The sequence below is a fragment of the Streptomyces sp. NPDC104309 genome, assembly GCF_055584025.1.
In genome coordinates this window covers 221,672-247,671 of record NZ_JBVJMV010000007.1, presented here as the reverse complement: position 1 = coordinate 247,671, position 26,000 = coordinate 221,672, and the positions used below count along the sequence as shown (strand labels likewise).

Below are 26,000 nucleotides of genomic sequence, written 5' to 3'. Positions count from 1 at the left end.
TCTCCGGGGACGGAACCCCCGGAGAGAGTCCTCGGAGCCTTCCTAGCGGTCGACGAGGCGGTCGAACTGGGTGGTCGTGTGGCGCAGATGGGCCACCAGCTCGTCACCGACCTTCGGTTCCTGCGCGTCCGAGGGAACGAACAGGATCGACACCTGCATGTGCGGCGGTTCGGCGAACCAGCGCTGCTTGCCCGCCCAGACGAACGGGGACAGGTTGCGGTTGACCGTGGCCAGACCCGCGCGTGCGACGCCCTTGGCGCGCGGCATCACCCCGTGCAGGGCCTTCGGGGCCTCCAGCCCCACACCGTGCGACGTACCGCCCGCGACGACCACCAGCCAGCCGTCCGAGGCGGCCTTCTGCTGGCGGTAGCCGAACCGGTCACCCTTGACCACACGTGTGACGTCCAGAACGGCGCCCCGGTATTCCGTCGCCTCGTGGTCGCCGAGCCACAGCCGGGTACCGATGCGGGCGCGGAAACGGGTCTGCGGGAACTGCTGCTGCAGCCGGCCCAGCTCCTCGGCGCGCAGATGGCTGACGAACATGGTGTGCAGCGGCAGCCTGGCGGCGCGGAGCCGGTCCATCCAGGCGATCACTTCCTCGACCGCGTCCGAGCCGTCCGTGCGATCCAGCGGGAGGTGCAGGGCGAAGCCTTCGAGGCGTACGTCCTCGATGGCGGCGTGCAGCAGCCCGAGCTCCTCCTCCTTGACACCGTGGCGCTTCATCGAGCTCATGCACTCGATGACGACCCGTGCGCCCACCAGGGCGTGCACTCCGTCCACGGAGGAGACGGACCGGATGACACGGTCGGGCAGCGGCACCGGCTCCTCGCCCCGGCGGAACGGGGTGAGGACCAGCAGATCGCCGCTGAACCAGTCCTTGATGCGGGCCGCCTCGTAGGTGGTGCCGACGGCGAGTATGTCGGAGCCGAAGCGGATGGCCTCGTCGGCGAGCCGCTCGTGACCGAAGCCGTATCCGTTGCCCTTGCAGACCGGGACGAGGCCGGGGAACTGGTCGAGGACGGATTTCTGGTGCGCCCGCCAGCGCGTGGTGTCGACGTAGAGGGAGAGCGCCATGGCCGGTCCGGAACCCTTCTGGTGGCTGCGGTGGATCAGAGGTGTGCGGGGCGTTGCGGAGTGCCCGTCGGGTCGAAGTCCCCATTGAAACGAATGAAGCAGGTTTCGTCAGCGGGACGACGCGTATCAGCGACGCGACATATAGATGTCGAGCGCCTTGTGCAGCAGCTTGTTGAGGGGGAAGTCCCACTCGCCGAGGTACTCGGCAGCCTGCCCGCCGGTACCCACCTTGAACTGGATCAGACCGAAGAGGTGGTCGGTCTCGTCCAGCGAGTCGGAGATGCCGCGCAGGTCGTAGACGGTGGCTCCCATGGCGTACGCGTCGCGCAGCATCCGCCACTGCATCGCGTTCGAGGGCCGGACCTCGCGCTTGTGGTTGGCGGACGCGCCGTACGAGTACCAGACGTGGCCGCCGACGATCAGCATGGTCGCGGCCGCGACGTTCTCGCCCTCGTGCCGGGCGAAGTACAGCCGCATCCGGTTGGGGTCCTCGTTGTTGAGGGCGGTCCACATGCGCTGGAAGTAGCCCAGAGGCCGCGGCCGGAAGTGGTCGCGCTCCGCCGTGATCTCGTACAGCCGCTGCCACTCGGCAAGCTCCGCGTAGCCGCCCTGCACGACCTCGACGCCGGCCTTCTCGGCCTTCTTGATGTTGCGCCGCCACAGCTGGTTGAAGCCCTTGTGGACGTCTTCGAGCGATCGGTTCGCGAGCGGCACCTGGAAGATGTAGCGCGGCTGTACGTCACCGAATCCGGCGCCGCCGTCCTCGCCCTGCTGCCAGCCCATCTTCCTCAGCCGGTCCGCGACCTCGAAGGCACGCGGTTCGATGTGGGTGGCCTCGACATCGCGCAGCCGCTTCACGTCCGGGTCCTGGATCCCCGACTTGATGGCGGCCGCGTCCCAGCGGCGGATGATGACCGGCGGGCCCATCTTCACGGAGAAGGCGCCCTGCTGCTTGAGATGCGTCAGCATCGGCTGCAGCCAGTCGTTCAGGTTCGGGGCGTACCAGTTGATGACCGGGCCCTCGGGCAGATAGGCGAGGTACCGCTTGATCTTGGGCAACTGCCGGTAGAGCACCAGGCCGGCGCCGACGAGCTGTTCGTTCTTGTCGAACCAGCCCAGGCTCTCCGAGCGCCACTCGGCTTTCACATCTGCCCATGCCGGGACCTGCATGTGACTCGCCGCGGGCAGATTCTGGATGTAAGCCAGATGCTGCTCTCGACTGATGGTCCTCAGGGTCAGGCTCATGCGGGGCGCTCCTCGGCAGGTGTGTCCCCATCGGTCAGGGGCTCCGGCTCTCGCGCCGAAGCCTACTGCGACCGGGGAGCGCCCCGTCTGGCCCTGTACGACCTTGCCGGTTCGTCCCGCCGGGACCCGGGTGGCCCGGGCCCTGCACGGGGAGCGGCGCCGGATCCCTACGAGGACTCTCGCGCCGACCCATATGTCCGGCTCTGTCTGGTTGTGTGTGTTTGTGTCTTCTCGAATCAGCCCACTATGCCGCCGAAGAGGCCGCCGTGGGCCATGCCCAGGAAGAACCCGATGGCGGACGCGCCCAAGCCGATGATCAGCGGGAGCCTCTCGCGCGTGGTCACCGACACGTACTGTCCGTACGCGGCGGTGAGGATTCCGATCAGCCCGGCCCACGAACTGATCAGGTGCAGGTTGTGGAACATCGCCGTCACGAAGGCGATTGCACCGAGCACCAGAGTCACCGCCACCAGGGTCTCCTGGAGCGGATGCTTCTTGCCGTCCGTGGCAAGAAGGGAAACGGGGGGGCGGGGTCGAACTGCCTGTGCCATGGAGTGCCTCCTGGCCGTAAGGCGGCGCCTCGTGGCGTCGCTCACATCCGACGTGTCCAGATTGCGTCTCCTGAGCACCGGATTTCAACCGGAAGCGGGTGTGCGGGTAGTCTGTAACGTCTGCACCGGTGTCTGCCCAGGCCAGCACTACGGCCCCCTCCAGGAGGAGGGCGTTGTCAGTGGTGGCTGTTCTACTCGGAGACACTGTTGCTCACGCATCACGACCCTCCTGCCACGGAACGACCGTGGCCGCTGAGTCCAAAGGAGGTGGGTTCCACATGCGTCACTACGAGGTGATGGTCATCCTCGACCCCGATCTCGAGGAGCGCGCTGTCTCCCCGCTGATCGAGAACTTCCTCTCCGTCGTCCGTGAGGGCAACGGAAAGGTTGAGAAGGTCGACACCTGGGGCCGTCGTCGTCTCGCTTACGAGATCAAGAAGAAGCCCGAGGGCATCTACTCGGTCATCGACCTGCAGGCCGAGCCTGCGGTCGTCAAGGAGCTCGACCGCCAGATGAACCTGAACGAGTCGGTCCTCCGGACCAAGGTCCTCCGTCCCGAGATCCACTGAGCATCTAGCTCAGCGGTCATCGGGTTCGAGTAGCAGCAAGCAGCCAGAAGCAATCCCCGCCGAGAGGTTCACCCATGGCAGGCGAGACCGTCATCACGGTCGTCGGCAATCTCGTCGACGACCCCGAGCTGCGCTTCACCCCGTCCGGTGCGGCGGTCGCGAAGTTCCGTGTCGCGTCCACTCCCCGCATCTTCGACCGGCAGACCAATGAGTGGAAGGACGGCGAAGGCCTGTTCCTCACCTGCTCGGTCTGGCGGCAGGCGGCGGAGAACGTCGCCGAGTCGCTCCAGCGAGGCATGCGCGTCGTCGTGCAGGGCCGGCTGAAGCAGCGGTCGTACGAGGACCGCGAGGGCGTCAAGCGCACGGTCTACGAGCTGGACGTCGAGGAAGTCGGCCCCAGCCTCAAGAACGCCACGGCCAAGGTCACCAAGACCACCGGTCGCGGTGGTCAGGGCGGCCAGGGTGGATACGGCGGTGGCCAGCAGGGCGGAGGCGGCTGGGGCGGCGGTCCCAGCGGCGGTGGCCAGCAGGGTGGTGGCGGCGCTCCCGCCGACGACCCGTGGGCCACGAGCGCGCCGGCCGGCGGCCAGCAGGGCGGGGGCCAGCAGGGAGGCGGTTGGGGCGGAAGCTCCGGCGGCTCCGGCGGCTCCGGCGGTTCCGGCGGCGGCTACTCGGACGAGCCTCCCTTCTAGGGCAGCTCGTACCCCCACTTCTTGATCACACAGGAGAAACACCATGGCGAAGCCGCCTGTGCGCAAGCCTAAGAAGAAGGTCTGCGCGTTCTGCAAGGACAAGACCCAGTACGTGGACTACAAGGACACGAACATGCTGCGGAAGTTCATTTCCGACCGTGGCAAGATCCGTGCCCGCCGCGTGACCGGCAACTGCACGCAGCACCAGCGTGACGTCGCCACGGCCGTCAAGAACAGCCGTGAGATGGCGCTGCTGCCCTACACGTCCACCGCGCGATAAGGGAAGGGTGACCGAAACATGAAGATCATCCTCACCCACGAGGTCTCCGGCCTCGGTGCTGCGGGCGACGTCGTCGACGTCAAGGACGGGTACGCCCGTAACTACCTGGTTCCGCGTGGCTTCGCCATCCGCTGGACCAAGGGTGGCGAGAAGGACGTGGCGCAGATCCGCCGCGCCCGCAAGATCCACGAGATCGCCACGATCGAGCAGGCCAACGAGGTCAAGACGAAGCTTGAGGCCGTCAAGGTCCGTCTGGCCGTCCGCTCCGGCGAGGCCGGCCGCCTCTTCGGCTCGGTGACTCCGGCTGACATCGCCTCGGCGATCAAGGCCGCCGGTGGCCCCGACGTCGACAAGCGTCGCGTCGAGCTCGTCTCGCCGATCAAGACGCTCGGCGGACACCAGGTGTCCGTGCGTCTGCACCCCGAGGTCGCTGCGAAGCTCGGCATCGAGGTTGTTGCTGCCTAAGGGCACAGCTCACCAGAGCAGGTGAAGGGCCGTACCTCTCGGGGTACGGCCCTTCATTGTTCGGCTTCGTTGATCCGCGTCTCCGCTCTTCCGCTCTTTCACGGTTCCGCGGTCTGGCGGTTCGGCGGTTTCACGTGAAACGGGCGTGCCGCTCGGCGGTGGTCAACGGGTGGCTCCGGTGACGATCCACTTGCCGGACCGGGTGCGCAGCCAGAGCGTCACCATGCGGACGGCCATCATCAGTGCCATCGCCCACCACAAGGCAGTCAGGCCGCCGCCGAAGGTCGGCACCAGCAGGGCGACCGGGGCGAAGACAGCCAGAGTCACGAGCATGGCCCAGGCCAGATACCGACCGTCTCCGGCGCCCATGAGTACTCCGTCCAGGACGAAGACCACGCCGGCGATCGGTTGGGACAGCGCCACCACCAGCAGCGCCGGGACCAGGGTGCCCTGAACGGACTGGTCATCCGTGAACAGGGGCACGAACACCGGTCGGGCAAGGACGATCAGCGCCCCGAACACCACTCCGGAAACGATGCCCCACTGCACCATGCGGCGGCATGCCTCGCGTGCGCCCCGGGCGTCGTCGGCTCCCAGACAGCGGCCGATGATGGCTTGCCCTGCGATGGCGATGGCGTCGAGCGCGAAGGCCATCAGGCTCCAGAGCGAGAGAATGATCTGATGCGCGGCGATCTCGGTGTCGCCGAGGCGGGCGGCGACCGCTGTGGCGATCATCAGGACGGCACGGAGCGACAGCGTACGGACGAGCAGCGGGACGCCGGCTTGCGCGCTGGCCCTGATGCCGGCGGCATCAGGCCGCAGTGAGGCCCCATGCCGACGTGCCCCCCGGACCACCACGATCAGATAGGCGGCGGCCATGGAGAGCTGGGCGATCACTGTTCCCCATGCCGATCCCGCGATGCCGAGCCCGGCACCGTAGACGAGTCCCGCGTTGAGGGCTCCGTTGGCCGCGAAGCCGCCGATGGCGACATAGAGCGGGGTTCTGGTGTCCTGCAGGCCACGGAGTACGCCGGTCGCGGCCATCACCACGAGCATGGCCGGGATGCCGAGACTGGAGATCCTCAGATACGTGATCGCGTAGGGGGCGGCGGTGTCGGAGGCGCCGAAGGCGTCCACGAGCCACGGGGCCGTGGGGAGTGCGACGGCGATGACGCCTACGCCGAGCAGAAGGGCCAGCCAGATGCCGTCCATGCCCTGTCGGATCGCGGAGGCCGGATCGCCCGCTCCGATCCGACGCGCCACTGCCGCAGTGGTGGCATACGCGAGAAAGACAAAGACACTGACGGCGGTCGTCAGCAGCGCCGCGGCTACGGCCAGACCGGCCAGCTGCGGTGTGCCCAGATGACCGACGATGGCGCTGTCGACCATCACGAAGAGAGGCTCGGCGACGAGTGCGCCGAAGGCAGGGACGGCGAGCGAGATGATCTCGCGGTCGTGCCGTCGACGACTGGGCGGCGAGGTTGCCGGGGCCTGGGTCATGGGGGCCAATCTAATCTTCCACAGGTAATGGATGCAATGGGTCAGCAATCCTTACATTTGTTGGCGGGCGGGGTTCTTCTGCGTGGTGTTTTTCGTGATCTTGAGCCGAGTTGAAAAGTTTTTCTCCCCCACAGCCCGTGGATGGAGAAACCCCAGGTCAGAGGATTGGTGGTGAGGGTGCTATGAGTTTGTCCACAGTGCTGTCCCCCGCTCCGTGCACAGGTTCTGTGGAGTTCTCCACAGCATCTGGTCCGTCGTCCACATGCCCTGTGGATAACCAGATTGGCTGACGGTGCATAGCGGCCTACCGTGGTCCGGCGCCCGCACCCCGTTCCGGCCCTGGAACCCCGTAGAACTCGACGCGCCGGAACCGGAGTCGGGCGTCTTGTTTGTCGGTGCTGTGCCGTAAGAAAGAGTGGCATGGCGAGGTCCGCGGAGCGGACGGGAGGAGGTGGCCCGGTGAGCATTCCCGAGCCTTTGGACGACCCCTGGGCCGACACCGGTCCCAGTGACCGTCTGCCCGTCACCCGCCAGCGCCGTGGTGAAGGCCGGGACCGCGGTGAGCAGCACGAACGCGGCAGGGAGCGCGGCGGGTGGGAGGACGGTCCCCCCGGTTTCGAGCGGGTCCCGCCCCAGGACCTCGATGCCGAACAGTCGGTCCTCGGCGGCATGCTCCTGTCCAAGGACGCCATCGCCGATGTCGTGGAGATCATCAAGGGGCACGACTTCTACCGCCCCGCGCACGAGACCGTCTACCAGGCGATCCTCGATCTCTACGCCAAGGGCGAGCCGGCCGACCCGATCACGGTGGCGGCCGAGCTGGTCAAGCGCGGTGAGATCACCAAGGTGGGCGGGGCCCCGTATCTGCACACCCTCGTCCAGTCCGTGCCGACCGCGGCCAATGCCTCGTACTACGCGGAGATCGTTCACGAACGGGCAGTCCTGAGGCGGCTTGTCGAGGCCGGGACGAAGATCACGCAGATGGGATACGCGGCCGACGGCGATGTCGACGACATCGTGAACTCCGCGCAGGCCGAGATCTACGCCGTCACCGAGCAGCGCACCAGTGAGGACTACCTGCCGCTCGGCGACATCATGGAAGGCGCTCTCGACGAGATCGAGGCGATCGGTTCGCGCAGCGGCGAGATGACCGGGGTTCCGACCGGCTTCACCGACCTCGATGCCCTGACGAACGGACTGCACCCGGGCCAGATGGTCGTCATCGCGGCTCGACCGGCCATGGGCAAGTCCACGCTGGCGCTGGATTTCGCACGGGCCTGTTCGATCAAGAGCAACCTGCCCAGCGTGATCTTCTCCCTCGAAATGGGGCGCAACGAGATCGCCATGCGACTGCTCTCGGCCGAGGCACGGGTGGCGCTGCATCACATGCGTTCCGGCACCATGACCGACGAGGACTGGACACGGCTGGCCCGCCGAATGCCGGACGTCTCGGCCGCTCCTCTCTACATCGACGACTCCCCGAACCTCTCCATGATGGAGATCCGGGCGAAGTGCCGTCGTCTGAAACAGCGCAACGACCTCAAGCTCGTGGTGATCGACTATCTCCAGCTGATGCAGTCCGGTGGGTCGAAGCGCGCCGAGAGCCGCCAGCAGGAGGTCTCGGACATGTCCCGAAACCTCAAGCTGCTCGCGAAGGAGCTGCAGCTCCCGGTCATCGCGCTCTCCCAGCTGAACCGTGGTCCCGAACAGCGCACGGACAAGAAGCCCATGGTCTCCGACCTGCGTGAATCCGGATCCATCGAGCAGGACGCCGACATGGTGATCCTGCTGCACCGCGAGGACGCGTACGAGAAGGAGTCCCCCCGCGCCGGCGAGGCGGACCTGATCGTGGCCAAGCACCGTAACGGCCCGACGGCGACGATCACCGTGGCCTTCCAAGGCCACTACTCGCGCTTCGTGGACATGGCACAGACCTGAGCGGCCTGGCTGTATGGTCTCAAAATTCGCGGCACAGTCTCAGATCCGATGGCAGATCGGTGACACTTATGCCGTCTTCGTGAGACTCGCCGGTTGTCCCGTCGCACCGTAAGTGGCAGATCCTCAGGGCTTCGCAGTCGGATCTCGCGGATCCTCACCCGTTCCGTGGCGGGACCAGACGGCAAGGCCCTCGCCGGGCAACGAGACGAAGCGCCATCCTCGGGATTCCGTGATCTGCCAGGCTTCGAAGGATGCGTCGGGCGAACAGTTCAGATGCGTGCCGCCGACGAACACCGTCCGCAGGCCAACGGACTTGAACGCAACCGCGGACAGGACTTTCTTCCCGAACAGTGGAAGAACCGCAGCTACGTCCTGGGTCTCCGGATTCGACAGCACACGGGATCAGCGCGCAGTGACCCTGCCGAGGGCCGAGCTGGTGCTTCCAGTGATATGTCCCACCCTGCCTCCAGGACGTGGGTCAGACGAAAGCCGATGCTGATCCTCACGACATTCAGGCCATGGAGGTTCAGGACCCACCGGTCCTTGTGCTCGACCGGATCCACTTCAGTACTCATCACCACACCTTGGTCCTCTCCAGCGCAGGCGCCGAGGAGCACTTCACCATCGAGCCCGGCTCCGGGCTCGCCCTGAGAGCAAGTGACAGGCCCGGCTTCATGGCCCCGCCGCGGGCCGTGAGTACGGCCGTCGCGGTGATCACTGCCCTGCGTGTTCTCGAACAACACGATGTCCACCGGGCCGGCGAGAGGATGCGAGCCCTGCTGGAGGCCCTGTGCGAGAAGCGCTGGCAGATCAGCGCTACCAGCATCGACAGCTGGGGACGAGGCCTGACCCCAGAGGAAGCAAACTCGGGTGAAACATTCCGCCGCATCCACCGCATCTAAATGGTGTAGGCGACGAGGTGAGGGGAGGGCGGCGGATGAGACGGTCCCAGGAGAGCGCCTTCCGGGAGTTCGCGGCGGCCCGCATGGGGCATCTCTTCCGTTCGGCGTGCCTGTTGACCAGCGGCGACACTTATCTCGCCGAGGATCTGGTGCAGGAGACGCTGGGGCGGACGTACGTGGTGTGGGGTAGGTCGTCGAAGCTCGGCAATCCGGCGGCGTACGCGCAGACCGTTCTTGTACGAGTCTTTCTGGCGCACCAGCGGCGGCGTTCGGCGGGAGAGCGGCCGAGCGACGAGATTCCCGAGGTCTCGGAGACGGCCGCGCAGGGTGATGCCTCGCTGCGGCTCATGCTCCTGGACGCGCTACGGGAGCTGCCGGCGAAGGACCGGGCGGTGGTCGTGCTGCGGCACTGGGAGGACCGGTCCGTCACGGAGACTGCGGACGTCCTCAACGTCAGCTCCGCAGCCGTACGCACCCGCAGCACCCGTGCACTCGCCCGGCTGAGGGCGCAACTGGGCGACAGCATCGGAGAGCTCGCCGCGCACTGATCAGCCCGACTGACTATTACGAGCAATGGTGGTGGTTTGGCATGTCTGGAACGCAGGGGAACCTGGACGCCTTCGAAGGCGGGCTCGGTGACGCACTTCGCCGCACCGGGGAGGTCTTCACCGTGGAGGGGCGTCCGCTGGTGGACGGCGGCGTCGTGCGCGGCAGGCGGAGGTTGCGGCGCAGGCGGGTCGCGGCCGTGACCGGCAGCGTCGCGGCGCTCGCCGTCGTGGGGTTCGGGACGTCGTACACCACAGGGACGTTCGGCGGCGGCTCTGGGCACGGCGGGGCGGGCGCGGCCACGCAGCCGAAGGTGCAGGAGACCGGCCCTTCGACGAAGTCGTCGCCCGGCAAGGGGCCGCAGCTCTCGGCGCAGCAGGTGATCAAGAGGTTGGAGGGACTGCTGCCGGAGGGGAAGATCAGCGGGCGGGCAGCGCGCGGTACGGCCGACCGGTTCGGGCCATCGGCGCACCTCGTCTTCGACGATGGCGAGGGCAAAGCTGCGATCGGTGTGAGCGTCGGCGCCATCGACCCGGACGGCGCGGCGGCGGAACAGCAGCTCGAATGCCCCGACAAGACCTTCGTGCCGTACGACTCCTGCCGGAATGAGACGCTTGCCGACGGTTCGCGCCTGATGGTGTTGCGCGGGTACGAATACGCTGACAAGCGCGTGGACACCAAGTGGTGGAACGCCTATCTCGTGACCCCCGATGGGTCACGGTGGATGCCAGTGAGTGGAACGCGCCCGCAGAGAAGGATGCCGCCGTTTCAAGGGCCGAGCCCCCGCTCACTGTTGGGCAGTTGAAGGGACTCGTCATCTCTGACGAGTGGCGGCCCGTGATGAACGCCCTGAGAAAGGCGGCCCCGGAACCGGTACGGCAGCCGTCGGCGCAGGGGCACGACGGCCAGGCGATCCTGAAGAAGCTCAAGTCGCTGCTGCCCGTGTCCGCGAAGGTAGCCTCCGAGCGCGGTGACGACGGATACGCGTACGTCGTCGTGAATGACGGCAAGGGCGCGAGCCTGGTGCAGATCAACGTGCAGCCGAACATGTCGGACGTGGAGGGGGAGCTGTTCGGGGCCGGGGCGGAGGTGCTGCCGGACGGGACAAAGGTCGTCACGCGTCAGGGCCCAGGCGAGAAGGGCGGCGCGGGCGTGGTGATGTGGACGGCCGACACCATCCGTACGGACGGCCTCCGGGTCGTGGTCTCCGCATTCAACTCCGGTTCTCAGAACGCGAAGGCCACACGACGGACGCCCGCGCTGACCGTACAGCAGCTGAAGACGATCGCTACGAGTGGGAAGTGGGCCGGAAAGTAGGGCCGTAGGCAAGCAACGCACCTGCTCGTCACGGTAGTTCGGGAAGAGGATCACCTTCGGGGTCGCCGTCTCCTGCTTCGTGTTGCGTAGGTGAGCGTTGCGCGGCGCTGTTGCCTTGCCCGGGCCACCACACAGCCGCTGTCGCAAACCGTCGCCACCCTGCTGGACGACACCGGAGCGCCCGCAGTTGGTACACCAGCGTGTGCGCCAGACGCACAGCGTTCCCGCACACCCGCAGAAGCAGGCTGCTGCGCCCCACGGCGTAGCGTCGCGTACTGCCCGTCGGCCGAACCCGCATGACCGGGCTTCGGCCGACGCCGTTCGCAGGGGGTTTGATCTGTGGGCACGGATGAACGGTCCCTCGACTGACGCTGCAAGAGCCGTCGTTATCGTCACGTTCGGTTTACTTCACCGTTCGCCGTAGTGGCGTAGGGAAATGCCACGTTCGTGAGACTGAGCCGTTCCGCCTCCGACCTGAGACAGCGGAAGAACCGCTGGTCAGCGACCACGGCCGGTGCCACGAGCAGCGAAACCCTACACTGGTGCAGGTTCCGAACAGAGATGTCGTTGGCCAAGTGATGTGTCATCAACTTGTCGTTCGACGCGTCCAGCTGAGTCTCTGCCAGGGCCTGTCCCGTGATCACGTGACGGGGTCGTGGAGCCAGATGCGGATCGAGGCGACGTCAACGGTGCCCTGGTAGATGAGCTGGCGTTTGTCACCCCGCCCTAGGGGAGGCGGGCCAGCAAGTGGGCGTCGAGGAAGCCCCGCTCGGAGGCCGGGTCGTGGAGCAGCCGGGCGAACGTGACGAGCCCAGCGCCGGCCAGCAATTCGGCGAACCGGTCCACCGGCCAGCTATAGGCAGGAGTCACCTTGTGGTCGAAGCGGACCGGCTCCGGTCCGTCGGTCGCGAAGAATGAGACCAGGAGCAGGCCCCCTGGTGCCAGGACACGTGCCTGCTCGGCAAGCAGCACGGGCAATTCCTCAGGCGGGGTATGGATCATTGAGTAGTGGGCCAGTACGCCGCCGAGCGCGCCGTCCTCGACCGGCAGGGCCTCCATCCGCGCCTCGTCGAACCGCAGCGCCGGTTGGGCCCGCCGGGCGTGGTCGACCATGGCCGGGGAGAGGTCGAGCCCGAAGGCGTCCAGCCCCAGGTCGTGCAGCATGGCCGTCAGATGTTCAGGTCCGCACCCGACGTCGGCCGCCCGCGGGTTTCCCGTCCCGCGCACCAGCTCGGCGAAGGTGCCGATCATGTTCCGCGCGAACGGCTGCGTCTCCAGCCGATTGGCAAACATCGACGCATACAGCTCGACGACTCCGTCGTAGGCCGCCCTGGTTTGTTCCTGGTGCTCCACCACGGGAAGGAAGCTAACATCCGCGCACCTTCGCAGCTTCTCCGGCCCCGTGCCGTCCCCCGCCCCCTAGAGACTGACTGAGGGTCCCCCGAGATTCGAGGAAAGGTGACAGCGGGTCAGATGAGTCTCATGAGAGGAACTCAGACGATGCCTGCCCCGAGGGCGTACCCCAATGCCGCGTAGTTAAGGCGATTCCGCAGGTGTCAACACCGGGTGGTCAGCGTGTTGGTGGAGGCTGGGCGTGGTCCATTCGCGGGCCAGGACGTTGACACCGCGGGCAGTTCGCTGAAGGACGCCCTCGTTGACCCAGCGAGCGAGTTCGGCACGTCGTCCTCGGGCATCGTCCAGGCCGATGCTCCTTGGGATCTCGCAGGTGCGCCAGGAACGTTCCGGGGCGGCGCGCATGAGCTGGAGTGTTCGGTGCCGCCACCCCTCGGGGGCGCGTTCGGATGCGTGGTGCACAGCGGCCTCGATGGCGGTGATGCGGCCGGCGGGGCGGCCGCGTGTTTCATCCCGAGGGGTCGCGCAGCGGGAGATCGGGCATTTGACCCTGCGTGGTGCGATGCGCGGACGGCGTCTGGGCAGCAGGTTCTCCAGCACGGTGCGGCCGATGACGCCGGTGAGCGCGGGCTGTGCCGGGTCGGGCAGTACGCCTTGGGCGGTGATGACCTGGTCCCGAGCCGCTTCGAGGGCGACGGTGAAGGAGGCGCGGTCGGGATCGGCCCCAGGCACGGACTCCGCAGCCGTGGCCATGGCGCGGCCAAGAATCCGATAGGCCGTCAGCTGGGCCCACATCTCCCGCTGGACGCCGCACGGGTCCTGCGAGCGCAGGACGAGACCGTCGAGCAGTGTGTGGCGCAGGGAGTAGAAAGCCGATGCGATCTCCCATCGTTCATGATGGAGCGCGACGAGCTCGTCAACCGGGTGGTGGCGGTGGTCCAGCAGGGTCGTCGCCAGGCGGTAGTTACCGGTGTTCGGATACCGTCATCGGTCGTGACGGTGACTTGGGCGCCGATGATGCGCAGGCGTACTCCGTGGATTCCTGTCAGGTAGGAGCCGTCGGGCAGGACGGCCCATGTGGCTGGAGTGCGGGTGCCTTTGAGGCGCACCAGCAGCTGGGCGCCGGTGCTGGCGCATTTGGCCAGGAAGTCGTCGGAGTCAAAGCCCCGGTCGTTGAGTAGCAGCATGGTCTCGTCCAGCAACGGCAGCAGTTGCTCGGCGTGGACGGACTCCGCAGGCGCCATGGGACCGAAGGCGGCGCCGAGCAGAGCGCGGGTACCGGTCTCGCAAAGGGCCACGAGTTTCAGCATGGGGTAGCCCTCCTGACCGTAACGGTGCTTGATCTTGCCGAGCCGGCGGCAGACGCCGGGCCGGTCGGGGGCCTTGGCGGAACTGCAGCCGTCGAAGGCGACTGTCCGCCGGCGTCGGTAACGCACTCCGGAAGTCTCTGGCCGGGCCACTGGGCCAGCCAGAATGGTGAAGAGCAGCTCCAGTGGGGCCGGCCCCAGTCGGCGGCGCATGTCCCGCAGGGCCTTCTCCGACGGTCGGCACAGGGATACCTGCTGCAGTCCGGCCGTGATTTTGTCCCATACCCGCATGTACCCAAGGTGCGGGAACAGAGCCATGGCCAACACGAAGTAGATGCTGACCCGCGAGGGCGGCATCCGCAGCCTCGACTGCGTCGTCCCGATCCGCTCCAAAACGTCGTCGACAAGCTCGAAAGGACCTGCTGGGTCAACTCCTCGAAGTGATTGGGGGCATGGAGGACCTTGTCGACGGTGACGGTGCGGGTGAGCTGAGTGATGGCAGACAGGATCCGGACGCGACTGCGGCCGGCGAACGGCCGGGCCATGAAGCCGCCACCCTTGGGAAAGCGTGTGGTCGCGGCGGCCCGAAAGATCCTTGCGGAAGAAGAGACGAGGCGCTGAGTTCACCGAGCTCTCACTGCCTCAGACCGGCGGCCTTGATGGCGCGTTGAGCGAAGACGTCCTCACGGCGGTCTGCCATCTGCCGCAGCGCGTCTTTGCGATCCCGCTTGGAGAGCCGGTCGAGATACGTGTGACCGAAGAGGTGATCGGTCTCGTGTTGCAGACACCGGGCGAAGTAACCCGTTCCTTCGATGACGAGGGGGTTGCCGTCCTTGTCGAGCCCGCGAGCGACGGCACGATCGGTGCGGGGAACCGCCTTGCCTGCACCGGGCACGGACAGGCAGCCCTCGAAGTCGTCAACGAGGCGGCGGCTCCCTGGATCGGGGCGGTCCAGAACGGGGTTGATGATGTGGCCGACGTGCCGGATCCCATAGTCGTCCGGGCAGTCATACACGAACAGCCGCAGGTCGACGTCTACCTGGTTGGCGGCCAGGCCGGCACCGTCGGCCACATACATGGTCAGGAACATGTCGTCGATCAACGCCGACAGTTCCGGGGTTCCGAACTCGCTCACCTCCCGGCATGAACGGCTCAGCACCTCCTCACCCACCACCGTGACCCTGCGAACCGAACCCCGTTCCGCCTCCGGTGGCAGAGCCGGATAGGTGTCGACGGGGCGGTCTTGCACGTGGACTCGCCGGTCGACGGGACGGGACCGCTCGTGATGAACAGACATGGCTGTCTCCCCTTTTTTGCGCACGCCACAGATGTCGCGGAGGTCACCGCAGCTGATGCCTTCGGCAAGGACTACTGCTTGCCAAGTTCTTTGCAAAGTAGCAGACTTTGCAAAGTGATTGAAGATGACGTCAACACCCCGGACGATCAGACAGCCGACAGTGGCCAGGAATTGCGCGAGCACCGGGTCCGCACCGCCCTGTTGGGCCTGCTGGCCGAAGTCGGCACCGTCACGGCGACCGAAGCCGCCTCCCGGCTGGGCTACAGCTCTGGTCTCTGCTCATTTCACCTACGGCAGCTCGCACGTCACGGATACATCGAAGAGACCCCCCACAACGGGGGTCGCGCACGTCCCTGGCGTCTGAAGCAGCACACCGCCTCTGCCGACGTACCTCTGGAGGAACAGTTCGGCGACTTGGCCCGTGGGCTGGAGGACGAGAGCTGGCAGCGATGGCTGACCCAGCGAGATGAGGCGCCGTCCGAATGGCGCCACGACGAAGCCTTCAGCGCCGTCGCCTACCTGACACCTGAAGAGATGAGCCGGGTCGCGGACGTGATCCGACGGGCCCTCGCGCCCTACCAGGACCGCGAACAACGCCCCCTGGCCCGGCCCGGCGATGCTCGACCGGTGGCCCTCATCACCCGGCTGTTCCCCCTGCTTCCCCACACGGCACACGGCACCGCGGACCAGGACTGAGGAGCCGTCGGGTGTTTCGCACTTGCTTGAGGAAATGACGCGGACCCGAGACAGCAGGCAGGTGACATGACGCGAGACAGCTTGGAAACGTCCGGGTCATCGCGTCGCTACCTGACACAGAGGCTGAGAACCTACACCGAGCTCGGCCGCCGCCGCGTCTCATGTTCGCGTCCTGGAGCCGGGGCGTGGCCCGGGGATGCGAAATGGGTTCGCCACGGCTCGGGTTCTCCGGGTAATTGTTGAGGATGACCTCCCCATCTGAACAATTGCTCCCCGGTACGCGGCGCGCCCTGCTGCACCGCATCGCCACCGCGCAGTCGGAAGGCCGGGCTCCTTCGCTCGTCGCCGCGGTACAGAGGCAGGGGCAGATCGTCTGGAGCGGCTCCCGCAGCTGCGTGGACGGCCACGCACCCGATGCCGACACGCAGTTCAGGATCGGCTCCATCACCAAGACGTTCACGGCGGTGCTCGTCCTGCGACTGCGGGACGAGGGTCTTCTGGACCTGGACGATCCGCTGGAGAAGCATCTGCCCGATACGGGCGTCGGTGGAGTCACCGTCCATCAACTCCTGGGCCACAGCGCGGGACTGGGTGCCGAGTCACCCGCGCCGTGGTGGGAGAGGACTCCGGGCACCTTGCGGCCCGAGCTTGCCGATGTACTCGGTGAGCAGCCGAGGATGCACATTCCGGGCCGCCGCCATCACTACTCGAACCCTGGCTACACACTGCTGGGCGCGCTGATCGAGAAGGTGCGCGGGGAGAGCTGGGCGGAGGTGCTGCGGCGCGAGATCCTGGAACCGCTGGGCATGCACCGTACGAGCCTCCAGCCACAGGCACCGCACGCAGGCGGCTGGGCCGTGCACCCCTATGCCGATGCCATGCTGCCTGAACCGGCCGAGGACCTCGGGCTGATGGCTCCGGCCGGCCAGCTCTGGTCCACCACGGGCGACCTCCTCCGCTTCGCGGCCTTTCTGGCCGAGGGGGATGACCGGGTGCTCTGCGGCGCCGCTGTGGAGCAGATGCGTGAACCGTCCGCTCCGACCGAGTCCGGTGCCTGGGATGCCGCGTACGGCCTGGGCATGCAGTGCGCACGGAACGATGGCCGCACCCTCTTCGGGCACACGGGTTCGCTGCCGGGCTTCCTGGCCGCCCTGTGGTTCAGCGTCGAGGACGATGTGACGGCCGTTGTCCTCACCAACACCACGTCGGGGCCGTTGATCGGTGACGTGGCCGCCGACCTCGTGAAGATCGTCGCCGAGGCAGAGCCCCGCATTCCGGAGCCCTGGCGCCCGCTGCCCGAGGTGGACGCCGAGCTGCTCGCGTTGACCGGCCCCTGGTACTGGGGCACGCGTGCGAACATTCTGCGACTGACTTCGGACGGTGGGCTGGAGCTTCAGCCCCTGGGGGGAAGTGGCCGCGGCGCCCGGTTCACGGCACAGCCCGACGGGACCTGGACCGGTCTCGACGGGTATTACGCGGGGGAGACGTTGCGTATCGTCCGCAATGGCGACGGCAGCGTGAACCATCTCGATCTGGGCTCGTTCGTCTTCACGCGGGAGCCGTACGACCCGGCTGCGGCCGTACCCGGCGGTGTGGACGAGGGCGGTTGGCGGGGCCTTCGGGCCTGAGTGCCACGTTTCACGTGAAACGGCGGAGGGCGGCCGACTCAGGCCGTCAACTCCCGTTCCAGTGGGGTTCGGAAGCGCGGGGTGATCCGCGCTCGACCCACCCATTGAGACAGCCGGGACGCTTCCGCCTCGATCGCGGTGGTGGCATCCCGGCCGACGTCGGACAGCAGCCGCCAGACCGGCTCGCCATCGACGCGCTGTGCCCAGCCGCCCACGATCTCGCCGTTCCACCACACGGTCGGGCCGATATTGCCGGACCGGTCGAAAAGCGCGTTCCGATGCTCGGCAGGGAGGTGGAAGCCGCGATCGGCCCAGCCCATGGCACTGGGGTCCAGTGCCGGAAGCAGCGCGGCCCAGGGCTCAGGGGCCGGTTCGGACTCCAGGTCCTCCGGCAGGACCCGTCCCACGGAACCGTTGTCGAGCCGAACCTCCTCTGCTTCGACGGCTGCCAGGGCCTTGCGGGCCGGGCCCAGCCCCCAGCCCGTCCACCACTTGAGGTCGGCCTCGGTCGCCGGCCCGTACGACCGGAGCCAGCGCCGGGCCAGCTCGGTCTGCGCCTGTGCCGGGTCCTCGAAGGGCCAGGGCTCGGACGTGGTCCAGCGGAACTGGCTGGATGTCCAGGAACCGCGAGGCCGGTCCCGCCGTATGCGGCCTTCGGCCGCCAGGATCCGGAGGACACGGGAGGCGACGCCCTGTACTGCCTCTTGCTTCTTGCCGGGGAAGACGGTGATCTTGGTCCGCAGAGCGGCCACGGAGGCGGAGAGTTCGCTGCCGGTGGCGGGCCCCTGGGCCATCAGGGCGGCAAGCACCGTCTGTTCGGTGTCGGCGAGCCAGCGCTCGTCCAGTCCCTTGCCGTCATCCGCCAGGTGCTTGAGAAAGGTGCGGCGTTCCTTGGCGGCCACGGCACGGGCGTTCGCCGCGTCGACGCAGGGCGCGAGTTCCTGCGGTACGACGAAGAGGGTGTTGCGCATGGAGAGCTGCCGGACCAGGGAGACGTCCGCGTAGAGCGCCCGCTCGACCGAGGCGACACTTGCCTCGGACATCCGGGCACACGCGGAGAGGAAGACCGTGGCGGCGTCCGTGGCGTGCAGGGCGACGATCGCGTCGGCCACGGACACCGGGGACACGGTCCGTACCGACGGGGCCAGGAGGTGCCGCCGCCCGAGCCTGATCCTGCGCTGTTCGTCACTGATGTGGTGCACAGACAACCTCTCGGGTTCCGGGCGGCGGTCAGAGCGCGAGCTTGAAGCCCACATGGCTTGCGGTGAACCCCAGCCGCTCGTAGAAGCGGTGGGCATCGACCCGGGTCGTATCGGACGTCAGCTGGACCAACTGACAGTCCTGGCGCCGGGATTCTTCCACGGCCCATTCGATCAGCAGGGTACCGAGGCCGCTGCCGCGCTCGTCGGCGTGGACACGGACGCCCTCGATGATCGAGCGGGTCGCGCCGCGCCGCGAGAGCCCCGGGATCACCGTCAGCTGCAGGGTCCCGACGACGCGGCCCTCACGCACGGCCACGACCAGGTGCTGGTTCGGGTCATCCGTCAGGCGCTGGAACGCGGCGTGGTACGGGGTGAGGTCGTCCGGTGACTCACGCTGTGCACCCAGCGGATCGTCGGCGAGCATGGCCACGATCGCGGCGATGTCGGTGAGTTTCGCAGGGCGTATGTCCAGGTCGCTCATGATCGGCAGAGTACGCAGGTCATGAGGGTGGCGCGGGAAAACGTCGAGACTGCGGGGGACCGGCCGCGGCCGCGCGGCGACTCACGCGACCTTGACGGGGACTTTCAGCTCTTCGACCGCTCTGATGAGCGGGGCCAGTTCGGGGTTCTTGGCGGCTTCGTCGAGTGCGGCGCGCAGCGCTGTGTCATTGGTCGGCCTGGCCTCGGAGAGCAGCGTGAGGCCGGCCTCGGTGACATCGGTGTAGATGCCGCGGCGATCGGTGTCACAGAGATACCGGGTCAGCAGTCCGCGGTCCTCAAGGCGGGTGACCAGGCGGGTGGTGGCGCTCTGGCTGAGCACGACGGCGTCCGCGACCTGCTTCATCTGGAGATGGCCACCCGGACCGTCGTGCTGCCTGCTGAGGACATCGAGCAGGGAGTACTCCCGCACGCTGAGCCCGTGCCCGCTCTGCAACGCCCGCTCGATACGGGCCTCGATCTTCCCGTGGAGCAAGGAGAGGGCGCACCAGCCCTGGGAGAGGGCGGTCAGTGCGGGGTCCGTCGCTGTCATGGTCTCTCCTCCGTTTCGGAGCCGCTTGCGTCCAGGGTAGGCGACTACCGCAATAGCCCGCGCTTGCAATTAATTGGCGTCTGCAATTATTGTGGACGCTCGTAAGAGGCAGATGCAATCTTCAGGGAAGGTGAAACCCATGCCGCTGGCGCTTCTAGCTCTCGCCATTGGGGCTTTCGGTATCGGAACGACCGAGTTCGTGATCATGGGGCTGCTTCCCGAGGTCGCTGCGGATTTCCACGTCTCGATCCCCACCGCGGGATTCCTGGTCACGGGATATGCGCTCGGTGTCGTCCTCGGCGCCCCGCTGATGACGGTTCTCGGCACCCGGCTCCCCCGCAAGCGCATGCTCATGCTGCTGATGGGGCTGTTCGTGGTGGGCAATGTCGTTTCCGCGGTTGCCCCGGTCTTCGGCGTGATGCTCGCCGGCCGGGTGATCGCCTCACTCGCCCACGGCGCCTTCTTCGGCATCGGATCGGTCGTCGCGGCAGATCTGGTCGCCCCGCAGAAGAAGGCCGGGGCGATCGCCATGATGTTCACCGGCCTCACCGTCGCCAATGTCGTCGGAGTACCGATGGGCACCTACATCGGACAGACCGTCGGGTGGCGGACCACGTTCTTCGCCGTCGCCGCGCTCGGTGTCGTCGGTCTTCTCGGTGTGGCCAGGCTCATCCCCGATCAGCCCCGGGCCGAGGACATACGAATCCGCCACGAGCTGGCCGCGTTCCGCAATGTGCAGGTCCTGCTCGCCATGGCGATGACGGTGCTGGGCTTCGGCGGAGTCTTCGCCGCGATCACCTACATCACGCCGATGATGACCAAGATCGCCGGATACTCCGCGTCCTCCGTCACCTGGCTGCTGGTCCTCTTCGGGCTGGGCATGGTGGGCGGCAATCTGCTCGGCGGCAAGTTCGCCGACCGCCGTCTGATGCCGATGCTGTACGTGTCGCTGGGTGCCCTCGCCGTGGTCCTGTCCCTGTTCACCCTGACCGCGCACCACAAGTTCCCGGCGGCCGTCACCATCGTGCTGATCGGGGGCCTGGGCTTCGCCATCGTGCCGCCGCTGCAGAAGCGGGTGCTCGACCAGGCGGCCGGCGCTCCGACCCTCGCCTCCGCCGTCAACGTCGGTGCCTTCAACCTCGGCAACGCGCTGGCGGCCTGGCTCGGCGGCCTCGTCATCGCAGCCGGCCTCGGCTACACCGCGCCCAACTGGATCGGCGCCGCGCTGGCCGCCTCCGCCCTGGTCCTCGCGGTCGTCTCCGGCGCTCTGGAACGCCGCACCGTCCACCGTGGCCGGATCGTCGCCCAGCACAGTCCTGAACCGGTCGTGGCCCCCGCGGTCCAGCGCTGACCCTCACGGCACTGCGCATCCCGACCTCAGGGACAACACCTCATCGCACCAAGGAGTCATCCCCCATGAGCACCACCACGGTCGCCCCGCTGACCACCCCGGATGCGGAAGCGCTCATCGAAGCGGCCCGCAGAGTCGCCGAAGCCGCCGAAGTCGCCGTTGCCGTCACGATCCTCGACGCGGGCGGCCACCTGCTGGCCTTCCGGCGGGACGACCGCGCCGTTCTCATCGCGGGCGAGACCAGTACCCGCAAGGCCTACACGGCCCTCCAGCTCGACGCCCCCACCGCCGACCTCGTCGCGGCGGTCCAGCCGGGCGGGCTCTTCCACACCCTGCCGACCGCCCTGGACCGGCCGCTGCTCTTCATCGCCGGTGGCGTCCCGGTCCACCGCGACGGCCGGCTCATCGGTGCCATCGGCGTCGGCGGAGGTGCTCCCGACCAGGACCACGGCTTCGCGACGGCTGCCGTGAAGGCTCTCGGCTGACGTCCTCGCCGCCCGCGAGGGCGAGGACCGACAGCCGGGTGGGTCAGCCCGTCGCCACGGTCAGCGGAGCGTAGCGACGGGTCCAGTCGCCCGGCAGGTCCGGTGTCCCGTACGTCATCACCGTGGTTGTGGAACCGGTCCGCAGACCGCATTGCCCGAACCAATCGAGCAGGTGCGCATGGCGCGCGTCGATGTCCGCCCGCAAGGGCAGATCGGTCGCGTCGGCGAGCGAGGCGACGAGTGCCTGAGCCGTGGCGGTGTCGGACGCGATCAGCGGGCCGACCACATGAGTACGGTCGCTCGGCCAGGCCGCCGCGTAACCGGTGAGCCTTCCTCTGTCCTCCGCGACCCGGATGTGGTCGGCGTACGCGGGCAGCCGGGCAAGCACATGTGTCCGGTCGGAGCCGAAGACGTCCGAGTCCAGCCGGACGATGGATCGCAGGTCCTCTGCCGCAGCCGGACGAACGGTCACGGCGGACGTTCTCTCACCGGCCGGCCGGAAGAATCCGGTGACCCGCTCGACGCGGCCCACGACCGCGAAACCGAGCTGTTCATAGAGCGGTTGTCCCGCGGAGGTCGCGTACAGGCTGAGGGGTGTGCCTCCGGCCTCGTCCATCACATGACGCATCAGACGCCGGGCGACTCCCTGTCGCGCATGCCGTTCGGCGACGAGCAACATGCCGATGGCAGCCAGGCGCGGACCGTAGGAGGTCACCACACAGACCGCCATCAGACCCTTGCCCCCGGGGGCGTCCACGCCGTAGCCCGTTCCCGCGGCAAGGAGCAGCCCCCATCTGTGCTCATCGCGTGGCCAGCCGCGGTCCTCGCAGAGGTCGGCGCAGGCGACCAGGTCGCCCGGGGTCAGACGCCGGACAGGCAGATCGGTGAGCGGACGGGGCAGTGGGGAGGGCATGAGGGTCAGGCTGTCCGACGCGGTGATCGCTCGTCCACTCCTTTACCGGCCGAGACCCGTAGTCGCCGCCCGCGCCGAGTCGGTCCCCAGGGCTTCAGCACCGATACCGCGGTGATGAACAGATACGTCGCCGTCGCCACCGACGGAGCGACCACCAAGTCGATGTCGACGGAGCCGCGCATCGCCGCCTCGTTGATGCCGGGGCGCAACGAGAAGATCGACAGCGCCGTGGTGATCAGAGTGAGCCAGAACTTCGTCCAGACCCACCGGTGTCTGGCCAGCCCCCAGGGCGTGCCGAGCGCCAGTACGAGTCCGCTGGACAGGGAGAACAGGGCGACGGGGACGAGCAGCCAGTCTCCGAAGATCTTCATGGCGCGGGTGGTGGCCTGCGCGGTGGCGGGGTCGTCGGTGAGAAAGGCTGTGATGCCGAGCGTCAGCAGGCCGACGGTCAGTCCCAGCCAGCTCACGGATATCGAAACATGCGCGACGAGGAGGCCGCGGCGGGCGGAGCGGTTGAGTGGTTTCACGTGAAACACGGTGCCGGGAACGAGGAAGTCGAGCGTCTGACAGCGGGAGTATTCGCACGTACTGGCCTCGGCGTACAGCGAGCGCTCCCCAGAGGCCTTGCGGGCCGGACCGGTTGGGAAGCGTTCCTTGGAGGCGGACGACTGTCGTGGATTCAGGGCTCGGCCATGGGGCAATGGAGCGTCATGGGAAAGCCGGTTCGGATACCCGGACTTCCCGCTATTTGTCCGGCCTGCGTTCGTGACAGGGCATGCTGGGGCAGGGGACCGCGAGCAGGAAACGACCAGCGACCGCGACCGGGACCCGACCGCGTCCATGGACGGGGGCCGCGGCCGTGTGGGCGCGCAAGGCGACCAGAAGACGTTCGAGGCGAGGCACACTATGGATGCTCCGGCCACCGGGTGGACCGAAGACGGAACGAAAGGATCTCCCGACGCGATCCTGATCCACCGCACTCTGGCCGAGATCTCGCCGGTCGCGGACCGAACGACCTCGTACTTCTACGCCCTGCTCTTCATCCGGCACCCCGACCTGCGTGACCTGTTCCCGGTCGCGATGGATGTTCAGCGCGACCGTCTTCTCCGCGCGATCCTCACCGCGGCCGACCGGCTGGACGACCCTCATGCGCTGGCCGAGTACCTCGGCGGCCTGGGTCGGGGGCACCGCAAGTACGGCACGCTGCCCACGCACTATCCCGCCGTGGGGGAGGCGCTCCTCGGTGCGCTGAGCCGTTACGCGAGCACCACCTGGGACGCGGAGACCGAAGCGGCGTGGATCCGTGCCTACACCGCGATATCGCAGATCATGATCGATGCTGCCGCCGAGGACGAGATGCTGGCCCCCGCCCGGTGGCACGCGGAGGTCGTCTCCCACGACCTCAGGACCCGGGACATAGCGGTCCTCAGGGTCCGTCCCGACCAGGCCTACCCCTTCCGCGCAGGCCAGTACGCGGCGATGGAGACCCCGTGGTGGCCCCGGAACTGGCGCCACTATTCCTTCGCCTCGGCGCCCCGCCCGGACGGTCTGCTCACCTTCCACATCAAGGCGGTCCCGGCGGGCTGGGTCTCCAACGCCCTGGTGCACCGGGCCCGGCCCGGTGACATCGTGCGCCTCGGTCCGCCCACCGGCTCGATGACGGTCGACCACTCCACCCACAGCGGTCTGCTCTGCCTGGGCGGCGGCACGGGCATCGCTCCCATCAAGGCGCTCGTCGAGGACGTTGCCGAGTACGGCGACCGGCGTCCGGTGGAGGTTTTCTACGGGGCACGCAGCGGACACGACCTGTACGACATCGACACGATGATGCGGCTCCAGCGGACCTATCCCTGGCTCGCGGTGCGACCGGTGGTCTCCACCGGCCCGGGAGCGGAGGGCGCCCTGAAAGGACTGCTGCCCGAGGCCGTGCGCGAGTGCGGTCCGTGGCACGAGTACGACGCATATCTCTCGGGCCCGCCGGGCATGATCCGCAGTGGCGTGGACGTACTCAGGGGCATCGGCATGCCCGCCGAGCGCATCCGGCACGATGCTGTGGAGGAACTGGCGGCCACCGGCCCCGCCTGATCGTGGGCGCGATGGCGCCGGGCGCCGCCCCACGCGAGCGGCGACAGGTGAGCCCCGCCCCAGGAAGCGGCGGGGTCAGCCCAGGTCGGGCGCGTGCATCGCCCGTACGCCCTCGATATTGCCGTCCAGGTAGTGCCGCAGCGACAGCGGTACGAGATGGACCGCAGCGATCCCCATCCGGCTGAACGGCACCCGAACGACGTCGTACTCCCCACAGGGATCGTCGATCTCGGGCCCGTGGCGCCGGGACAGGTCCATCGACTCCAGTCGGCAGACGAAGAAGTGCTGGACTTTGACACCCTTCACCCCGCCGCCTTCGATGTGTTCCACGGTGTCGACGAAACAGGGGACCACATCGGTGATCTTGGCACCCAGCTCCTCGTCCAGCTCGCGGTGCAGAGCGTCGACGACGGTCGCGTCCTCGGGCTCGACCCCGCCGCCCGGCGTGAGCCAGTACGGATCCACTCCGGGCTTGGTGCGCTTGATGAGGACGAGGTCGTCGCCGTCGAGCAGGATGGCGCGTGCGGTGCGCTTGACCACAGGACGTTCGGTCATGGCAAGAGAGTGGCCCACGGAACCGGTTCTGAAACACCGGAGCGGTGCCGGGGTGTCCTGCGCTCACCAGTCGGCGGCGGCGCGCAGCAGCCACTCGTGGGCCCGCGCGATGTGCGGCAGTGCGAGGGTGCCGGTCCGCACGACCAGGAAATAGGTGCGCAGCGGAGGTACGGGAGGGTCGAGAAGTGCCACGACCTCGCCCCTTTCCAGCGCGCCCTCGCACAGATAGCGCGGCAGCACGGCGAGCCCGGCACCCGCCACCGCGCACTCCAGGACGGCCCGGAGATCCGGTGCGATGACTGTTCCCGCAACGGCGGGCCGGTGGTCGAAGACGGCGGCCCAGTAGCGCGAGACGAGCGGTAGGCTCTCGTGGACCTCCACGACCGGAAGCTCGTCCAGCACCACGGGTCCTTTGTGCCGCAAGGTTCCGGGCCCCAGTCGCCCGGCCCAGCGCGGTGCGGCGATCAGGACGTGCTCTTCGTCGCAGAGCGGAGTCGCGGTGAGCAGCCCACCGCGCGGGCGGGCCGTCGTGAGGGCCAGATCATGATGTCCGGCGGCCAGCCCCTCCAGCGCCTCCTCGGCGCCTGCGAAGAACGAACTGCGCAGGGCCAGGCCCTGGGCAGTAAGAGGGGTGAGCGCGGGCAGGGCCCGCATCGACGTGAATTCGGGCGGCCCGGCCAGATGCAGTGTCCGTACGCCCGACTCCTCGTCGAGCTCGGTCTCGGTGATCTCGACCAGCGCGTCCAGATGGGGCGCCGCCCGGTGCGCGAGCTCGTCACCGATGGTCGTCGGGGTCACACCACGGGCCCTGCGCAGGAAGAGCGGACGGCCCAGCTGCCGTTCCAGGGTGCGGATCTGCGAGGTCACCGCGGGCTGGGAGAGGCCGAGCAGGGCGGCCGCCCGGGTGAAGGAGCCGGCCCGGTGCACCGTGACGAATGTGCGCAGCAGTGCCAGGTCCATGTCCTGCCCCCTCCCACGGTCGAGACGCTTCGACCCGTACAACTATAAATATGTCGATA

Annotated in this window: 28 protein-coding genes and 1 pseudogene; 14 read left to right on the top strand and 15 right to left on the bottom strand. The window is 67.8% G+C overall.

The features are described from left to right. Window positions 1–42 precede the first annotated feature (42 nt). The 3 genes from ACZ68L_RS13490 to ACZ68L_RS13480 all read right to left on the bottom strand — a co-directional run bounded on the left by ACZ68L_RS13490 (window position 43) and on the right by ACZ68L_RS13480 (window position 2,870). Window positions 43–1,074, bottom strand: a complete 1,032-nt coding sequence (locus ACZ68L_RS13490) for an alanine racemase (RefSeq protein ID WP_469576781.1) — start codon at window positions 1,072–1,074, stop codon at window positions 43–45. A gap of 126 nt (window positions 1,075–1,200) precedes the next feature. After that, window positions 1,201–2,319: a lipid II:glycine glycyltransferase FemX gene (locus ACZ68L_RS13485; RefSeq protein ID WP_469576780.1), complete on the bottom strand. Its 1,119-nt coding sequence runs from the start codon at window positions 2,317–2,319 to the stop codon at window positions 1,201–1,203. 236 nt (window positions 2,320–2,555) lie between these two features. After that, a complete protein-coding gene (locus ACZ68L_RS13480) occupies window positions 2,556–2,870 on the bottom strand; it encodes a hypothetical protein (RefSeq protein WP_469576779.1) in 315 nt (104 codons plus the stop codon). 278 nt (window positions 2,871–3,148) lie between these two features. Here ACZ68L_RS13480 and rpsF point away from each other — a divergent pair, with 278 nt between their 5' ends. The 4 genes from rpsF to rplI all read left to right on the top strand — a co-directional run bounded on the left by rpsF (window position 3,149) and on the right by rplI (window position 4,876). Continuing rightward, the gene (gene rpsF / locus ACZ68L_RS13475) at window positions 3,149–3,439 is read left to right on the top strand and encodes a 30S ribosomal protein S6 (protein WP_015609864.1); all 291 of its coding nucleotides are present in this window, start codon (window positions 3,149–3,151) and stop codon (window positions 3,437–3,439) included. Between the two features lie 74 nt (window positions 3,440–3,513). Then, window positions 3,514–4,131 (top strand): single-stranded DNA-binding protein, encoded by a 618-nt coding sequence (locus ACZ68L_RS13470; RefSeq protein ID WP_361449565.1) that lies wholly within the window; start codon window positions 3,514–3,516, stop codon window positions 4,129–4,131. A gap of 43 nt (window positions 4,132–4,174) precedes the next feature. Further along, window positions 4,175–4,411, top strand: coding sequence for a 30S ribosomal protein S18 (gene rpsR / locus ACZ68L_RS13465; RefSeq protein ID WP_003967857.1), 237 nt, complete (start codon window positions 4,175–4,177; stop codon window positions 4,409–4,411). Window positions 4,412–4,429: 18 nt separating this feature from the next. Then, on the top strand, window positions 4,430–4,876 hold the full coding sequence (gene rplI / locus ACZ68L_RS13460; RefSeq protein ID WP_469576777.1) for a 50S ribosomal protein L9: 447 nt from the start codon (window positions 4,430–4,432) through the stop codon (window positions 4,874–4,876). Between the two features lie 162 nt (window positions 4,877–5,038). Here rplI and ACZ68L_RS13455 read toward each other — a convergent pair whose 3' ends face one another. Beyond that, complete coding sequence (locus tag ACZ68L_RS13455) at window positions 5,039–6,376, bottom strand: MATE family efflux transporter (RefSeq protein WP_469576774.1); 1,338 nt, start codon at window positions 6,374–6,376, stop codon at window positions 5,039–5,041. A gap of 459 nt (window positions 6,377–6,835) precedes the next feature. Between ACZ68L_RS13455 and dnaB the strand changes: the two genes are divergently transcribed. Then, complete coding sequence (dnaB, locus tag ACZ68L_RS13450; protein ID WP_361449552.1) at window positions 6,836–8,314, top strand: replicative DNA helicase; 1,479 nt, start codon at window positions 6,836–6,838, stop codon at window positions 8,312–8,314. A 123-nt stretch (window positions 8,315–8,437) separates the two neighbouring features. On the opposite strand, the gene ACZ68L_RS13445 is transcribed toward dnaB, so the two are convergent. Further along, window positions 8,438–8,710 carry a DUF6188 family protein gene (locus tag ACZ68L_RS13445; RefSeq protein WP_469576773.1) on the bottom strand — a complete coding sequence of 91 codons (273 nt, stop codon included), beginning with the start codon at window positions 8,708–8,710 and terminating at the stop codon, window positions 8,438–8,440. 122 nt (window positions 8,711–8,832) lie between these two features. On the opposite strand from ACZ68L_RS13445, the gene ACZ68L_RS13440 reads away from it, so the two are divergent. From ACZ68L_RS13440 to ACZ68L_RS13425, 4 genes are read left to right on the top strand one after another with little or no spacing between them, the layout of a single operon-like run. Then, on the top strand, window positions 8,833–9,216 hold the full coding sequence (locus tag ACZ68L_RS13440) for a hypothetical protein (RefSeq protein ID WP_469576772.1): 384 nt from the start codon (window positions 8,833–8,835) through the stop codon (window positions 9,214–9,216). Window positions 9,217–9,251: 35 nt separating this feature from the next. Then, window positions 9,252–9,764 carry a SigE family RNA polymerase sigma factor gene (locus ACZ68L_RS13435; RefSeq protein ID WP_469576771.1) on the top strand — a complete coding sequence of 171 codons (513 nt, stop codon included), beginning with the start codon at window positions 9,252–9,254 and terminating at the stop codon, window positions 9,762–9,764. Between the two features lie 41 nt (window positions 9,765–9,805). Beyond that, window positions 9,806–10,567, top strand: a complete 762-nt coding sequence (locus ACZ68L_RS13430) for a hypothetical protein (RefSeq protein ID WP_469576769.1) — start codon at window positions 9,806–9,808, stop codon at window positions 10,565–10,567. A gap of 35 nt (window positions 10,568–10,602) precedes the next feature. Continuing rightward, entirely contained in the window at window positions 10,603–11,079 is a 477-nt protein-coding gene (locus tag ACZ68L_RS13425) for a hypothetical protein (protein ID WP_469576767.1), read from the top strand. Between the two features lie 726 nt (window positions 11,080–11,805). Here the strand turns inward: ACZ68L_RS13425 and ACZ68L_RS13420 are convergent. From ACZ68L_RS13420 to def, 3 genes and pseudogenes are all read right to left on the bottom strand, one after another. Next, window positions 11,806–12,435 carry a class I SAM-dependent methyltransferase gene (locus tag ACZ68L_RS13420; RefSeq protein WP_469576765.1) on the bottom strand — a complete coding sequence of 210 codons (630 nt, stop codon included), beginning with the start codon at window positions 12,433–12,435 and terminating at the stop codon, window positions 11,806–11,808. Window positions 12,436–12,615: 180 nt separating this feature from the next. Beyond that, a pseudogene (locus ACZ68L_RS13415) lies at window positions 12,616–14,284 on the bottom strand (transposase domain-containing protein). An 89-nt stretch (window positions 14,285–14,373) separates the two neighbouring features. Next, a complete protein-coding gene (gene def / locus ACZ68L_RS13410; protein WP_469576763.1) occupies window positions 14,374–15,036 on the bottom strand; it encodes a peptide deformylase in 663 nt (220 codons plus the stop codon). A 114-nt stretch (window positions 15,037–15,150) separates the two neighbouring features. On the opposite strand from def, the gene ACZ68L_RS13405 reads away from it, so the two are divergent. Continuing rightward, a complete protein-coding gene (locus ACZ68L_RS13405; protein ID WP_469576761.1) occupies window positions 15,151–15,732 on the top strand; it encodes a winged helix-turn-helix domain-containing protein in 582 nt (193 codons plus the stop codon). A 245-nt stretch (window positions 15,733–15,977) separates the two neighbouring features. Continuing rightward, window positions 15,978–17,360 (top strand): serine hydrolase domain-containing protein, encoded by a 1,383-nt coding sequence (locus ACZ68L_RS13400; protein ID WP_469576760.1) that lies wholly within the window; start codon window positions 15,978–15,980, stop codon window positions 17,358–17,360. 38 nt (window positions 17,361–17,398) lie between these two features. Here ACZ68L_RS13400 and ACZ68L_RS13395 read toward each other — a convergent pair whose 3' ends face one another. The 3 genes from ACZ68L_RS13395 to ACZ68L_RS13385 form a co-directional block, all read right to left on the bottom strand. Beyond that, complete coding sequence (locus ACZ68L_RS13395) at window positions 17,399–18,562, bottom strand: winged helix DNA-binding domain-containing protein (protein ID WP_469576758.1); 1,164 nt, start codon at window positions 18,560–18,562, stop codon at window positions 17,399–17,401. A 28-nt stretch (window positions 18,563–18,590) separates the two neighbouring features. Next, on the bottom strand, window positions 18,591–19,043 hold the full coding sequence (locus tag ACZ68L_RS13390) for a GNAT family N-acetyltransferase (protein WP_469576756.1): 453 nt from the start codon (window positions 19,041–19,043) through the stop codon (window positions 18,591–18,593). A gap of 81 nt (window positions 19,044–19,124) precedes the next feature. Continuing rightward, window positions 19,125–19,592 (bottom strand): MarR family winged helix-turn-helix transcriptional regulator, encoded by a 468-nt coding sequence (locus ACZ68L_RS13385; protein WP_469576754.1) that lies wholly within the window; start codon window positions 19,590–19,592, stop codon window positions 19,125–19,127. Between the two features lie 139 nt (window positions 19,593–19,731). Between ACZ68L_RS13385 and ACZ68L_RS13380 the strand changes: the two genes are divergently transcribed. Together ACZ68L_RS13380 and ACZ68L_RS13375 are read left to right on the top strand one after the other, a co-directional pair. After that, window positions 19,732–20,943 (top strand): MFS transporter, encoded by a 1,212-nt coding sequence (locus tag ACZ68L_RS13380; RefSeq protein ID WP_469576752.1) that lies wholly within the window; start codon window positions 19,732–19,734, stop codon window positions 20,941–20,943. 65 nt (window positions 20,944–21,008) lie between these two features. Next, window positions 21,009–21,428: a GlcG/HbpS family heme-binding protein gene (locus tag ACZ68L_RS13375; RefSeq protein WP_469576750.1), complete on the top strand. Its 420-nt coding sequence runs from the start codon at window positions 21,009–21,011 to the stop codon at window positions 21,426–21,428. 43 nt (window positions 21,429–21,471) lie between these two features. On the opposite strand, the gene ACZ68L_RS13370 is transcribed toward ACZ68L_RS13375, so the two are convergent. Both ACZ68L_RS13370 and ACZ68L_RS13365 read right to left on the bottom strand, forming a co-directional pair. Then, on the bottom strand, window positions 21,472–22,341 hold the full coding sequence (locus ACZ68L_RS13370) for a GNAT family N-acetyltransferase (protein WP_469576748.1): 870 nt from the start codon (window positions 22,339–22,341) through the stop codon (window positions 21,472–21,474). 5 nt (window positions 22,342–22,346) lie between these two features. Further along, window positions 22,347–22,868, bottom strand: a complete 522-nt coding sequence (locus tag ACZ68L_RS13365; protein ID WP_469576746.1) for a DUF2269 domain-containing protein — start codon at window positions 22,866–22,868, stop codon at window positions 22,347–22,349. 313 nt (window positions 22,869–23,181) lie between these two features. Between ACZ68L_RS13365 and ACZ68L_RS13360 the strand changes: the two genes are divergently transcribed. Further along, window positions 23,182–24,426, top strand: a complete 1,245-nt coding sequence (locus tag ACZ68L_RS13360; RefSeq protein WP_469576903.1) for a globin domain-containing protein — start codon at window positions 23,182–23,184, stop codon at window positions 24,424–24,426. A 75-nt stretch (window positions 24,427–24,501) separates the two neighbouring features. Here the strand turns inward: ACZ68L_RS13360 and ACZ68L_RS13355 are convergent, their stop codons facing one another. Both ACZ68L_RS13355 and ACZ68L_RS13350 read right to left on the bottom strand, forming a co-directional pair. Beyond that, the gene (locus ACZ68L_RS13355; protein ID WP_351076314.1) at window positions 24,502–24,981 is read right to left on the bottom strand and encodes an NUDIX hydrolase; all 480 of its coding nucleotides are present in this window, start codon (window positions 24,979–24,981) and stop codon (window positions 24,502–24,504) included. Window positions 24,982–25,044: 63 nt separating this feature from the next. Further along, complete coding sequence (locus ACZ68L_RS13350; RefSeq protein WP_469576745.1) at window positions 25,045–25,941, bottom strand: LysR family transcriptional regulator; 897 nt, start codon at window positions 25,939–25,941, stop codon at window positions 25,045–25,047. Between the last annotated feature and the right edge of the window lie 59 nt (window positions 25,942–26,000).